Annotated in this window: 17 protein-coding genes; 6 read left to right on the plus strand and 11 right to left on the minus strand. The window is 40.5% G+C overall.

The genetic code is table 11. The annotated features are described in order from the left end of the window. Window positions 1-4 precede the first annotated feature (4 nt). Both PseudUWO311_RS16215 and PseudUWO311_RS16220 read right to left on the minus strand, forming a co-directional pair. On the minus strand, window positions 5-265 hold the full coding sequence (locus tag PseudUWO311_RS16215) for a Txe/YoeB family addiction module toxin (protein ID WP_142656287.1): 261 nt from the start codon (window positions 263-265) through the stop codon (window positions 5-7). Further along, window positions 265-483: a hypothetical protein gene (locus tag PseudUWO311_RS16220; protein WP_142656288.1), complete on the minus strand. Its 219-nt coding sequence runs from the start codon at window positions 481-483 to the stop codon at window positions 265-267. Before PseudUWO311_RS16220 ends, PseudUWO311_RS16215 begins: the two co-directional genes overlap by 1 nt. Before the next feature lie 155 nt (window positions 484-638). Here PseudUWO311_RS16220 and PseudUWO311_RS16225 point away from each other — a divergent pair, with 155 nt between their 5' ends. The 3 genes from PseudUWO311_RS16225 to PseudUWO311_RS16235 all read left to right on the plus strand — a co-directional run bounded on the left by PseudUWO311_RS16225 (window position 639) and on the right by PseudUWO311_RS16235 (window position 1,635). Beyond that, window positions 639-890 carry a type II toxin-antitoxin system ParD family antitoxin gene (locus PseudUWO311_RS16225; RefSeq protein WP_142656289.1) on the plus strand — a complete coding sequence of 84 codons (252 nt, stop codon included), beginning with the start codon at window positions 639-641 and terminating at the stop codon, window positions 888-890. 57 nt (window positions 891-947) lie between these two features. Then, window positions 948-1,193 carry a DUF433 domain-containing protein gene (locus PseudUWO311_RS16230; protein ID WP_142656290.1) on the plus strand — a complete coding sequence of 82 codons (246 nt, stop codon included), beginning with the start codon at window positions 948-950 and terminating at the stop codon, window positions 1,191-1,193. Window positions 1,194-1,257: 64 nt separating this feature from the next. Further along, entirely contained in the window at window positions 1,258-1,635 is a 378-nt protein-coding gene (locus PseudUWO311_RS16235; RefSeq protein WP_142656291.1) for a hypothetical protein, read from the plus strand. Here PseudUWO311_RS16235 and PseudUWO311_RS16240 read toward each other — a convergent pair. Then, complete coding sequence (locus PseudUWO311_RS16240) at window positions 1,626-4,091, minus strand: BsuBI/PstI family type II restriction endonuclease (RefSeq protein WP_142656292.1); 2,466 nt, start codon at window positions 4,089-4,091, stop codon at window positions 1,626-1,628. The two genes, PseudUWO311_RS16235 and PseudUWO311_RS16240, sit on opposite strands and share 10 nt — an antisense overlap. Window positions 4,092-4,311: 220 nt before the next feature. On the opposite strand from PseudUWO311_RS16240, the gene PseudUWO311_RS16245 reads away from it, so the two are divergent. Beyond that, window positions 4,312-4,554 (plus strand): DUF4926 domain-containing protein, encoded by a 243-nt coding sequence (locus PseudUWO311_RS16245; RefSeq protein ID WP_142656293.1) that lies wholly within the window; start codon window positions 4,312-4,314, stop codon window positions 4,552-4,554. After that, window positions 4,551-5,255, plus strand: a complete 705-nt coding sequence (locus PseudUWO311_RS16250) for a hypothetical protein (protein ID WP_223807610.1) — start codon at window positions 4,551-4,553, stop codon at window positions 5,253-5,255. Before PseudUWO311_RS16245 ends, PseudUWO311_RS16250 begins: the two co-directional genes overlap by 4 nt. A 15-nt stretch (window positions 5,256-5,270) precedes the next feature. Here PseudUWO311_RS16250 and PseudUWO311_RS16255 read toward each other — a convergent pair whose 3' ends face one another. The 8 genes from PseudUWO311_RS16255 to PseudUWO311_RS16290 all read right to left on the minus strand — a co-directional run bounded on the left by PseudUWO311_RS16255 (window position 5,271) and on the right by PseudUWO311_RS16290 (window position 12,098). Further along, window positions 5,271-6,431 carry a beta-ketoacyl-ACP synthase gene (locus PseudUWO311_RS16255; protein ID WP_142656294.1) on the minus strand — a complete coding sequence of 387 codons (1,161 nt, stop codon included), beginning with the start codon at window positions 6,429-6,431 and terminating at the stop codon, window positions 5,271-5,273. After that, a complete protein-coding gene (locus PseudUWO311_RS16260; RefSeq protein ID WP_142656295.1) occupies window positions 6,415-6,978 on the minus strand; it encodes a Uma2 family endonuclease in 564 nt (187 codons plus the stop codon). The genes PseudUWO311_RS16255 and PseudUWO311_RS16260 overlap by 17 nt, the downstream gene beginning before the upstream one ends. Before the next feature lie 153 nt (window positions 6,979-7,131). Further along, window positions 7,132-8,625 (minus strand): Ig-like domain-containing protein, encoded by a 1,494-nt coding sequence (locus PseudUWO311_RS16265; RefSeq protein WP_142656296.1) that lies wholly within the window; start codon window positions 8,623-8,625, stop codon window positions 7,132-7,134. A gap of 88 nt (window positions 8,626-8,713) precedes the next feature. Next, window positions 8,714-9,643 carry an FTR1 family protein gene (locus tag PseudUWO311_RS16270; RefSeq protein ID WP_142656297.1) on the minus strand — a complete coding sequence of 310 codons (930 nt, stop codon included), beginning with the start codon at window positions 9,641-9,643 and terminating at the stop codon, window positions 8,714-8,716. A 7-nt stretch (window positions 9,644-9,650) separates the two neighbouring features. Next, on the minus strand, window positions 9,651-10,007 hold the full coding sequence (locus PseudUWO311_RS16275) for a ComEA family DNA-binding protein (RefSeq protein WP_142656298.1): 357 nt from the start codon (window positions 10,005-10,007) through the stop codon (window positions 9,651-9,653). Window positions 10,008-10,398: 391 nt separating this feature from the next. Further along, the gene (locus PseudUWO311_RS16280) at window positions 10,399-11,460 is read right to left on the minus strand and encodes an ArsA family ATPase (RefSeq protein WP_142656299.1); all 1,062 of its coding nucleotides are present in this window, start codon (window positions 11,458-11,460) and stop codon (window positions 10,399-10,401) included. Between the two features lie 86 nt (window positions 11,461-11,546). Next, window positions 11,547-11,855: an HU family DNA-binding protein gene (locus PseudUWO311_RS16285; protein ID WP_142656300.1), complete on the minus strand. Its 309-nt coding sequence runs from the start codon at window positions 11,853-11,855 to the stop codon at window positions 11,547-11,549. A gap of 48 nt (window positions 11,856-11,903) precedes the next feature. Then, window positions 11,904-12,098 (minus strand): DUF2862 domain-containing protein, encoded by a 195-nt coding sequence (locus tag PseudUWO311_RS16290; protein WP_142656301.1) that lies wholly within the window; start codon window positions 12,096-12,098, stop codon window positions 11,904-11,906. Window positions 12,099-12,252: 154 nt separating this feature from the next. Here PseudUWO311_RS16290 and panB point away from each other — a divergent pair, with 154 nt between their 5' ends. Further along, the gene (gene panB, locus PseudUWO311_RS16295) at window positions 12,253-13,023 is read left to right on the plus strand and encodes a 3-methyl-2-oxobutanoate hydroxymethyltransferase (RefSeq protein WP_142656302.1); all 771 of its coding nucleotides are present in this window, start codon (window positions 12,253-12,255) and stop codon (window positions 13,021-13,023) included. Window positions 13,024-13,043 lie beyond the last annotated feature (20 nt).

Consider the following 13,043-nt stretch of genomic DNA (forward strand, 5'->3'; position numbering starts at 1 on the left):
AGAGCTATTCGTAATGACTCCACATCCGATAGATTTTGATCAATTTTTCTGATTCAAAGATTTCGTAAACTATCCGATGCTGTTTGTTGATGCGGCGACTGATTAGCCCTTTCATGTCTCCTTTTAAAAATTCATAATCTGGCGGATATTGTAATGGGTCTTCTTCAATAATCTTGATTAGTTGCAGAACTTTGGGTTTCAATCCACTGGAAGCAAGCTTTTTGGCATCTTTTTGAGCTTGCGTCATGAAAATTATTTTGTACATTACCAATCCAGTTTATCTAGAGTTACGCCTTGTTCAATGGGTTCAGCACGGGCTATCTTGATACTTTGAACCATTCCTTCAATTCCTCTAAGATATTCATCATCGCTGACATAATCGGATTGGTCTAAAATTTTAATTTCGTCTTTAGAGAAGCGATCAAGTAACCATAGAAATTTGTCGCTAACGCTATCATCAATTTGTAGGGTGATTGTCCGCATAAGTTAACTCCTAATTTCTGTGTATAAATCACTTTCACATTGAGGTTTATACTTTGATATCTTATCATCTCTACCCTGAATCGCGATCGCTGTTTGACAAAAGTTGGCAATATTTGCCATAATTGAATAGTCAGAAATATACATAACTACTAGCTATGACTACAGTAAATATCTCTGTTCCTGATTCTATGAAGACTTTTATAGATGAACAGGTTGCTAAGGGTGGCTACAGTACTACGAGTGAATATATTCGGCAGTTGCTGCGTCAAGAGGCGGAGAGGGTTGCTCAAGCGCGTTTGGAAACTTTGCTGTTAGAGGGTTTGGATAGTGGTGAGGCGATCGAGATTAATGATGATTGGTGGCAACAAAAACGAATTCAACTTCTAGAGAGACTTCGCAAAAAGTAATCAGAAGTTTGGTTATGTATGATGGTTGTGATAAGTCAAGTTAAATTCTTAGAAAATATGAAAGAACAAAATTTGTTAAATCGGATCTCTTCTAGTCCTAGAGTGATGGTGGGAAAGCCTGTCATTAGAGGGACACGGTTATCTGTTGAGTACATTCTAAATCTGCTGGCTCATGGTGCAACTGTGACGGAGATTTTGGATGAGTATGAAGGTTTGGTTGAGGCGGATATTAGGGCTTGTTTGCTGTTTGCATCTCGTGCGTTGGAAAGTGCAAGTTTTATGCCTTTGGCGGAGATTGCTTAGGTGCGGTTTTTGACGGTTATACTGTATTTAATCAATCAAAATTTAGTGTTGTCTACGAGGCAATATGTCTGAGTCGATCGCTTTAGAACGTCCCGAACCTTTGGCAAAAAAAGTTAGGGAAATTGCTGCGCTCAATCGTCAGGGGATTGAAGAAATGCTGATTGAATGGATCGATCGCACAATTAATGATATTCCCATAGAGGCACTGCCTGATGAACAGGTTCTGGCTCTTTGTAATTTGCAAATGGGTGGACAGCAGCAAAGGCTTTTTAGTGATTTACAAGCTCGAAATAGTGAAGGATTGCTTAATGCACAGGAAGTTAAAAAGCTGAATGAGTTAATGCAGGTTTATCGTCATGGTTCAGTGCGGAAAGCTAAGGCAATGCAGGTTGCGGTGATGCGTGGATTAATCCCTGCTTTGAATGCTGTCTGTTATTCATAGGGACCAAGAAACCTTTCTCCGTTGAAATGAATCATATGGTCTGGCTGATCAGCTACCCAAACTTCCGTTTCCCAAGAAATTTCGGCTAGATATTTTGTCATTTCTTTTCGGCTTGGGAATGCGGTAACAAAAACTAATCCAGCTCGGCTGGAATGAAAAATTTGCTTTAATTCATTGCGACGCTTTAGATTAACAGCACCGTGACTAGTTACAGCTTCTATTAATACAAGCCAGCCCTTATCTTCATAATGCACTACCAAGTCTGGTATTTTACCGTGGGGATCGAGTTCGATACCAAGTTCTTTAAATCTTTGAGTCGCATTAACAATAAATTTCTCTCCCGCATCACCAACGTATAAAACGATTCCTTTCGGTGTAAATCTAGGACAGAACTCTTCTAAGATGTCTTTTATTAATAAATTTTGTCCGCCTGCCGAAAGCTGAATTGAGCTACCATCAGGTAATGTAACTGGAATCATCGATATATTTCGTTCCTTATCCTGCAATATATTTCTGACTGAAATAGCATAATTCTGCCGAGATTCTTCCCACTGCTCAGAACCATACGATTGTAAAAGATAAAGAGCTTGTGGATGAAGTTGATAACACCACTTAGGACTATTAATTGGTCTATCTGGACGATCTGGATTCTCTATTACTAGTCCCATTTGTACAAATTGATGCATCGTTTGTCTTCTTACTGTTTCTCTTGTATTAGGTGCATATTGTTTACCGTAGTAATCACGAAACCAATCCATCATTTCGGTAATTCTGCGGCTTGGGGCTGTCGCTTGACTCCAAAGATGATCGGGACGAATATTTGCCAATGCCAGCAAGCAAAGCGCTGAGCGTTCATTTTGCTGTTCTTTAGGTGCAGAGATATTTTTGAGAATAGCAAGAGCTTCTTCAATGCGCTGACTAGCTTGGATTGCGTTAGTTACTTCGCTCATAATTGACAGAGTTTTATGGACAAGATTATCGAGAGATTTTTGATCGAGTATGGAGTCATCAATTTGACTCCCTAAAGACATCAAAGTATTTTTACAAGGATATTTCATTCTACGCAAATCTGTGGCGTTGATTTGTGTATGACCACTAAATTGACGAAAATAATTGTCAAATAATGTTGAATTGAGAAAAGCTGTTAAACCTCTTGCGAGATCAGGGTGCAAGCTTTTCCCTTTAGCATGAAAGTAGTTAAGATGGTTTTCTATACCCAATAACGGTTCATCCATAGGAGGACAAACCGCAGCCGTAACGCGACGTTTTTCTTCTTTTGCTGAAAATCGCTTGGTCATAACGTACCACCCTTTGGGGATTAACCATTGCTGGGTTGCAGAATTATGTTCGATTGCGATCGCTTTACGCGGGTTTTTTGGAGGGAAGTCAACCATACCTGCTTTGATTGATTCTGGATAGAGAAGAGGAATATTTTTATTATCTAAGTAACTTCTTAAATGAGCCTTGAGCCGAAAATCAACAATTGGACCAGTTGATATATCTAAACCAAGTTCGTTTAAAGTACAGGGCATTTTATGCATTTGTATTCTTAATGCATCTTCTAGAGAGTTAGTGATAATGTGAATAAATTGTTCACGATCATTCATATCAATTACTTGATCGTAGGGAGCTTTTCTTATTTCTGAAAATTCATCTAAAGTATTTCCAGTATGATTAGTAACTTCTATAAAATTAGGTTTAAGTTTTGTTTTGACAGCCTGAAAAACAATATTTTCTTGCAATACATCATCATCGATAAAAGCAGTTGAACGACTCTTGAAAATATGGATTTTGTGAATCCCCATATCTTGTAAAATCGCTTTACGAAAAGGACGAAAATACATCCCATTACAAAAACTTCTTGGGGTAATAGCAACCATCTCTCCATCTTCTGCAAGTTGCAACATCGCAATCCAGACAAAAGCACTGTAAAGATTAACCGTATCAATGCCAAGATTTAAGAGAGCTTTTTTTTCAGATGATTGACTGTTAATTTTTTTGTAAGGTGGATTTAGAATTGCATGACTAAATAAGCTTTTAAATTTAGTCAGAAGTGGTGAATTTATTTGAGCAGAATCTTCTATAAAGTTCTTTTCATATAAGCAATAACCAGACTTAATTCCTTTATGCTCTAAAGCAACACAGCATTCGATCAATTGCTGTTTTAAAGTTGGGATAAAACTTGGCTCAATCTCATAGGCAGTTATAAAACAACTTTCTATTGGATTAGTAGTAACTAACAATTGCTCTACAAAAGCTGCGCATAATGCTCCAACACCTGCTCCTGCATCAAGCAAACTGATATGTCCTGAAAGATTATTAAATTGTCTTGCCATAAAACGAGCAATTGGAGCAGGTGTTAAAAACTGTCCCAATTGGCTACGGTTCTGTATGTTTATCTTTGAGGATAAATGAATTCTATTTATATCAGTAGAGTCAGTAAGGAAATACATCATTTAGTCAATTTATTTGATTACTATGTCCTAATCACTTTGCCTATAGCTATAGTACAACTTAATGCAGCACTCATAAAAATCCTAGATATATCTAAGGGTATTTTCGCTCTGTCAAAGCTTAATCTTGTGCGATCGCCTATAACAACCTTGCTACAATAAGCATGACCCACAATCTTCAAATCCTAGCCAATGAAATTACCCTATTGATTAGAAAACAACTATGAACGAAATCCAAGAATATGATCTTGTTGCTTTAACAGAAGAGGCGATCGCTACTCATAAAGTCACTCATCAGCAAATTCTACTGCGACGAGGACAAATGGGAACAGTTTTAATGTCCTTTGATAACAAAGCATTCCTAATCGACTTTACCGATAAAAAAGGCAATACCTTCGCTATGGAAACAATCGAACCTGTCAAGCTATTACGCCTCATCAATGAACCTGAATTAGTCTATTCATGACTATACCCATGACCCTCACAGCAGTCCTAGAGAACATAGCCCGATCGCCTATAGCCACAAAAATAGGTGAGAAACTGACAACAGCTAAAAGCATATCCCTATCAGGACTATCACGCTTAGGCAAAGGACTGATTAGCACCCACCTATGTCAACAACAAACTAAACCATTACTCATCGTCACCGCCACCGTCGAAGAAGCAACCCGATGGGCATTACAACTCCAGTCAATGTCATGGCGCGTTTATCTATATCAACCCCTTGATACATTTCCCTACGAATCCACCCAAATCGATTTAGAAACTGCTTGGACAAGGATTGAGATATTAGCGGAATTGCTTGCCAAACCACAACATAACCTAGCGATCGCTACCACCATTAACGCGCTCCAGCCCCATCTACCATCCCCTCAAGTCTTCCAAAAACATAGCATCTATCTCAATATCGGCGATTCGCAATCAGTTAAATTACTAGCTTCTGCTTTGGCAAGATTGGGATATGAAGAAGTCAAAGAAGTAAAAGAATCAAAACAATGGAACCGCAAAGGATTTAGTTTTGAAGTGTTTCCAGTTAATCGAAATCTTCCCATTCGCCTAAGCTGCAATCGCGGTACTGTCGAAAAAATCAGAGAGTTTGACCCCACTAATCCCAAAAGCTTCACTGACCTATCCAGCATTGCGATCGCCCCTGTCGATGACGCGTGACGCGAAGCGTCATCTCTATAAATTTTGACCGAAAGCAACAATCGCATTTTGACCTCCAAAGCCAAAGCTGAAATTAAGCGCATATTGAAGATTAGGCGATTGCTCAGCTTGTCGAAGCATTTGTAAATCAAAAGCAGGAGTTTGCATTCCTAAAGTAGGAGGCAAAATACGATCGCGCAAAGCTAATAGACAAAATGCTGCCTCGATCATCCCTGTTGCACCCAGCGTATGCCCTGTGGCTCCTTTGGTTGTGCTCACTTTACTCTCAGGAAAAAGTCTTTGGATTAATTCTGCTTCACGGGCATCATTCATTTGCGTCCCCGTACCATGCACATTGATATAACCAATATCACCAGCACTAATTTCCGATCGCGTTAAACAATTTTTAATTGCGATCGCCGCCATTTTATTGTCAGGATTAGGACTAGTGGCGTGATAAGCATCATTAGTAATTCCCCAACCCAAAACTTTACCATAAATTTTACAACCTCTCTGCCTTGCAGATTCCAACGACTCTAGTACTAGCACGGCTGCTCCTTCCCCTAAAGCAAAACCTTCACGCTCCTGACTGAAGGGATACACACCTGATTTAGCTAATACATTGATTTTTTGAAATCCTGCGATCGTGAGTGGTGTAATCGCCGCATCGGTTGCACCTGCGATCGCCATTTCACATTGACCTGAACGGATTAATTGACAAGCTTGAGCAATCGCCCAGTTAGCAGTTGCGCAGGCTGCCATCGGCGCGAATACAGGAGCTTGAGTTTGCAATAAATTAGCAATTTGTGCTGATAAATTCGCTGGCTGACATTGCCACCATTTATTCTCAATTAAGATCTGGTCAGGTTTATCTAGAAGTAATTCTAATTCTCTTTGGTTACTACGACTAGAACCAATGACTACCCCGCATTTCAGTAATGGAATTTCTAGATTTGCATCAGCGATCGCTTCTAAAGTAGCTTTTTCTAATAAATCTTGCGATCGCGATGAATGAGAATTCTCTAAACAATTAATTCTGGCAACAGGAAGTTGTAATTGATGGTCAAACTTAATTCCTGATTTGTTCTCTAAAAGTTTTTGCCAAGTATTTTCACGACCCGATGCGATCGCTGTCATCATGCCAATACCTGTCACAACAACTGTTGTTCTATCAGCTTCTCTATCCCAAGATTTCATCGACAGTAATACTTACCTCATGAAAAGCAAGAATAGATAAGTTTTGACCACGATAGAATTTCTGGATTTCTTGATAACCATTCGCAGTGGGCTGACGATAAACTTCTATACAAGCACTATTAATATCAACTAACCAAACTTCAGTAATTCCATCTTCAGCATAGAGAGGAATTTTTAACTCGCGATCGCTATCAACAGTACTATCCGCCACCTCGATTAATAGAAATACATCAGCAGGCTGTGGTAGTCCAGACTCATAGCAATCAGATTTACGCTTTAACAACACTACATCTGGTTCAGGCTTAGAAGTGTTATCTAAAGCTAAAGGGTTCTGCACACTTAGTAAAATGCGATCACCTAATTTTCTTGTAAAAACATCAGACAATCGAATTACACAAGCTGCATGTCTTCTACCAATGGGTGACATTTTAATTATTTCTCCTCTAATTAGTTCTACGCGCTCACCGTCAGCTATCACTCCAGATTCAGACATCCGATCATATTCTTTCACGTTGAAGAGGCGCTTAAGTACTGATGTAGCTGGCATATATTTACCTCCGTGGAACTGATTGTATTTTAACCTTAAATTATGCTGTTACAACGCTTTGCGCTCAACCCAGAAAAAAGAAAATCCTATAAAGTGTTGCGAAGCAACACTTTATAGGATTTTCTTTTATTTCGTTCCGAAAATTGCCGTAGTCTATGGCAACCAGCGTGGAACTGTGCCGAACATGGGCAATACTTCGGGTTGCAGAGGATTTGCTCCTTGATTATTAATCGGCAACATAATTAACTGGGTTGGCACTTGCGGAGCGCGGGTGTTTCTAGAAGCTTGAGCAGAATCTTCGGGAATAGGTGATGAATTAGAGGTGTTTTTGTCACTGGGAATTGCAGAATTTAAGAGGATTGATTGACCATCAGGAGCAATATTAAATTGAACTTCTCTTTGTGGTGGAAGTTCTAAAAGTCTTCGCAATTCAGTTGTTTCTAAATTAATGGCAGCGAGATATGGCTTCTCACGGAATATATTTTTGGCAGTATCTTGTTCAACATCAGTGAGTAAGCAATATATAGTCTTTTCTTGAGGATCAAACTGAGCACCAAGAATTGACCCATTAATTTTCGTGAGTTCCTTTTGTACTCCTTGGTTATTTACCAAATATAGCGATCGCGTATAGTCCTTATTAAATTTAATCGTGGCTGCTTGCGTACCGCTTCTACCAAAATTTAAAACCGTACCGAATCTTGGGAGAAAGTCCAGCGGTGGGGCTTGTGGCTCAAGAGGCAAAATCGCAACTCCTTCGCCTTGAGCGATTGCCACCGACGCGCTGTCGGGCGTAAACATAAAATCGCCTCCTGGCTGATTATCAAGCGATCTTGGTTGTTCGTTATCTTTGATAAGCCAGAGTCCATATCGCCCGACTTGTTGGCGGCTAAGGCGCTGCACCAAGATGTTTTTGCCATCGGGCGAGAGATCGAATTTAAAGTTTTGAAAGTCATCACTACCAAGTATAGGTTTGATTTCTGGCGGATTTGGCGTTAAGCGATCTTCGCGATCGATTCCCGTTGTTACCAGATAAAGTTTTTGATCAAGTAAGCTTTGCCCCACCGATTCAATCGCCCCAAAAAGGATTTTTTGGCGATCAGGATAAATCCGAAAATCTATAACAGCCAGATTAGCAGGTGTTAGAATGCGCTTATTCTTTTGTAGCACATCGTAAATTATAAGGCGACTTTTTTCTTCTCCCTGTGAGCCGATATATGCAAAATAAGAATTTGGTGTCGTAAAACTACCAGTAAATGGTTCGATCACTTTTTTATTACCAGATTCACTAGCAAAGCGATCATAGGCATTTTCTAGTTTAACTGTATAGGATTTACCATAGGTGGCTGGCGCTAAGGGCGTATAGGACATCCGCCGTGATGACCAACTGGTTTTCCCTGAGAGCGGTGGATCAAATTTGAGGTTTTTCTCAACGCTATCGCGATCCATTGGACGATTAAATGTTAGAGAAAAAGAGATATTAGTAGCATCAATCCTCTGTCCCTGCCAGCTAAACTCTCTCACCTGTGGTGCTGTGCGATCGCCTACCCATAAAAGTATGGCGATCGCTACTGCTAACAATGCTGCTAGCCCAATCGCATAGCGATCGAGCGGTTGAGAAAACCATTTAAATCGAGGGCTAAGTTGCATGTCAGCTTATTTATACCAAAAGACACGGATATTATTTAAAGTAAATCGTAAAAAGGAGCGCATCGCGCCCCCCTTTATTTTTTTTGTTTTAGCGAAAAAGCTTTTTACCTTCTAGAGAACGGAAATATATGGTTCCCATCGTTGATAGAAATATACAATAACTGACAACCTGATTGGCGTATAACTTATCAGAATAGCCAAATAAAGTTGAGAAGATAATCCCAGGAAATTTATCGGCAGGTAATATTGATGAAGTATCTGTAACCTGTGAGCCTAGGGTAAACCATTCTATGACTCGACGAGGTGGATCGAGAAACTCATAGGATTGAGTTATGGGATTGAAAACTTTGTCAATCGTATTTGCCAGATCAAATGCTGAAAGAGAAGTAATGACTAATCCTGAAACAATTAGTAACAGGATAACTCCTAAAACTTGAAAGAAAGCGCGAATATTTAGCTTGACCCCAAACTTAAAAATAGCTAGCCCGATTGCGATCGCAGCAAAAATTCCTGCAACACAACCGATCGCTGGTGCATACTGAGCCATCCCTGATACAGTTTGGTCAGGAGACAATGTACCTGTAATAAATAGAACTGTTTCTGCGCCTTCTCGCAAAACTGCAACCGCAATTAAGGTAAATACGCCCCAACCTGCTTTGCGCGTTTCTGTCGAGTTAATTGCTTTTTCGAGATTGGCTTGAACTTGATGGCGCATAGTTTTAGCTTGTTGAGTCATCCAAATCAACATCCAACTCAGCATCACGATCGCCGCTAGCGAAAAAATACCTTTAGTCAAATAATAGATCGTACCGCTAAAGCCACCAAGGAGCTTCTGAGCGATCGCGCCCATGATGCTACTGACGAACAAACCTGCCGCCACCCCTAAATAAACCCATTTTTGTAGGTTAGATTGCTTTGCCTGTATCAAGTAAGCTAACACTATTCCCACAACCAAAGTTGCCTCTGTTCCTTCTCTAAGGGTGATTAAGAAAGTCGGCAGTGCGCTACTAAAATCCATACTTTTTCTACTTGGTGGTTTCAGTGGTAACTAGATTTTGAATTAGCTTGAATTCTTCTACGGAGATCACCTTTTTCGTTACGAGGTCATCAATTTGTTTATAGGGTCTGCCACCTTGAATCCTTTCCGATAACGAAGGTTTTGTTCCTGGAAGCTCTAATTTGTCAAGTTCCGCAATTGGAGCTGTGTTGATATCAATTTTGCTGGATTTAGATGCCGTAGGCGTTACCGCAGTAGGTGACGCTGGAGTAGTATTAGCTCCAGACTTAGCAGCTTCTGGGGTGCTTGTGCCACTACAGCCCGTCACTAAACAAAAAACAAGCCCTGAAAGTATTAGAGGAGCATAAAAAAAAATGGGTTTCATCACAGAAAATATGCCAAGTAAAAAAATTTAGTATTAGAAATTTGTCTTTGTTGCTCACAAATCGATTGTTAGGAGCATTAATCAAATTATTTGCTGGTTAACTATATTTATACACTAAAGAGAATTACTTGCAATAGTTTCAATAAATTTATTTTAGTTATTGCAAATCTTTATCTATGTGTAGCTGTCGCCAAGTGTACTAGGACAAATCAAAACCCAAAGGATAGTTGCGTTTGAAGTGCTGCAACTATCCTTTGGGTTTTATGTCTAAAAAGATGGGGCAGCACGAAGCTACTCCCTTCCCACCCAAAAAAATGGTCATTATTAAAGTGAATAATTATGCGTGCGCGGCTTTGCCGTGCACGCATAATTATTCACTGAGAAGGCAGTATTAGCCAAAGGAAATGATGAGATAGGAATCCTGAAACTTAGCACCTGTAGCTTGTTTGCCTGACAGCTCGTTTGGCAAGAAAATATTGCGGCGTTGATCGCCTGCTTCGATGGTGACTTCTGGCCCCAACTGGATTAGTTTGACCTGTTTTTTATTGAATGTTGGCAAAAACAACTTGACTTGCTTAGTTACTGCATTTATTTCAATGGGTTTTGGTGCAAGATTAGCAAGATTCTCAGGAATTGTTAACTCAGTCACCTGATCGGGAACTTGGCATACTGCAAGAGGTTCAAAATCTGAATCGGTAATCTGATCTCTAGAAAATACACCACCAACGGTTAAGCCAATTTGCTGTGCACTGCCCCATAGATATTTGGCTGTAGCGATCGCATAGGGATCTCCAGTTGTGACCAAATAAGCCGCTACGCGACTCGGATCGTTCACAGCTTTTTGACCGCGTGTTAATACTGAAGACATTTCACCAGCCTGTTGCGAAATATCATCGGTGCTAGAAACTTGCAGAATGCTTCTTAAAATTGGCTCAACAAAAGGTGATATTGCTTGACCGATCGCAGAACCTGTTAATACCTGTTTAAAACGACGTAAATACCATCCTAAAATTTCTGGCATCCCTAACATTCTTAAGGTTTCAAGATCGCCCATGCCATCGTAAATAATTACGTCATATTTGCTTTCGGCATCACGTTCCCGCAAAAAGCTCAAGCCTAGAGCTGAATCCATACCTGGCAAAATGCCAAGTTCTTGACCATAAACCTCTTTAAAAAAAGGAGTACGTAGGTACTGATTTTCCAGCCCTTTCATTTTGTCCCAATATTTTTCCAGCAAAACAGTTGATTGCAAATGTACGGCTGCAAAATTTGGCGCGACCAATTGTGGCTCACTGCTCAGATCTACGCCGAGCCTCATGCTGAGAGTATCACCAGCTTGTTGACCAACATATAAAACTTTTTTGTTCTCGGCGGCAAAAGCACGCGCAGCAGCGATCGCAGTTGTCGTTTTGCCAACGCCGCCCTTACCGATAAATGTCAGAATTAGGCTCATTGGATCTTCTTAGTTAGGCTTTTGAAATTTAATAAAGAACCAATTTTTAGTGGCTTAGCAAAGCCAAGCCACTAAAAATTGGTTCTTTATTTTACCTCCACTTCCTTAGGCTTTTGCACCAGCTTTTTTAGATTAGGGCTTGGGGTGAAATGGGGAATATTAACTTCGGGAATCTGAATTGGCTGATGGGTACGAGGATGCATACCTAAACGGGCTCGACGATGACGCACTCCAAACTTGCCAAAATCACTTAAGATGACTGACTGGTGGTCGGCTAAAGCCTTGGTGACGCAAGCTAAAGCTGCTTCAAGACTAGCTGAAGCCATGCTATAGCTTAATCCATCAACCTCAGCCATCATGCCCCGAATAATATCTTGACGATTAATATCTGCCATAGGGCTTATCAACGATGATGTCGCGCATTGCGCGACATCATGACAGTTTTAGACTACTGATTCTAACTCATCTGCAAAAAACCAAGACTTGGTACTGTCAGGGAATTTGACAACGAAGCCCCATTTACTACCATCCATAATCTTTTCTTCTTTAATGACTCCGATCTCGCCGACTTTATTAGCGATCGCCTTACCGCTACCATCTTTGAAACTACGAACACGAACTTTTTGACCAACTTGCATAATGTTTGCTTCTCGTACCGAACTCGATAAATCTTTTGCGTTTGCTTTAAAAAGTTTACATTAGATGTTAGCCCTATAAAATAAAGAACCAATTTGTTGTGGCGCGGCAGAGCAACAACAAATTGGTTCTTTAATACTTGCGAGGAATGCCCCGATGTCAGTAACGATCGCCCAATTGCAAAAATTGAAACAGCAAAAAAAGCCGATCACGGCGCTGACAGCAAGTGACTATGCGATCGCTAAACTGCTTGATAAAGCTGGCGTGGATATGATTTTGGTGGGTGATTCTTTGGCGATGGTGACGCTTGGATATAAAAACACGCTTCCCGTTACTCTTGATGCAATGATCCATCATGCTCAAGCTGTTGGGCGCGGGGTCGAAAATGCTTTTCTAATTGTCGATATGCCATTTCTTAGCTATCAAGTTAGTACTGAAGAAGCGATGCTATCGGCTGGGCGTATTTTTAAAGAAACCGATGCGCGGGGTATTAAGCTCGAAGGTGGCTATCCCGATATGGTGGCAACTATTCACAAATTAGTGCAAGCGGGAATGCCTGTGATGGGGCATGTAGGATTAACGCCACAATCTGTACATCGAATCGGTTATCGGGTTCAAGGTAGTACTCCTGATGCAGCCTCAGAAATTTTACATCAATCCAAAGCTTTAGTTGAAGCTGGTATTTTTGCACTCTTATTAGAAAATATTCCTGCGGAGTTAGCGACCCAGATTACGAAACTGATTCCTGTTCCTACAATTGGCATTGGTGCGGGGCAAGGCTGTGATGGACAGATCCTTGTAACCCACGATGTCTTGGGCTTATCCGATTGGCAACCGCCTTTTGCAAACAAGTATGTAGACCTAAACAGCATAATTACGGAAGCAGTTAAACAATATTGCCAAGATGTGCGAAAGCCCAAGAATTGAGTGACGGCACGAAATGCCGT

This window comes from Pseudanabaena sp. UWO311 (assembly GCF_006937785.1).
GTDB lineage: Bacteria > Cyanobacteriota > Cyanobacteriia > Pseudanabaenales > Pseudanabaenaceae > Pseudanabaena.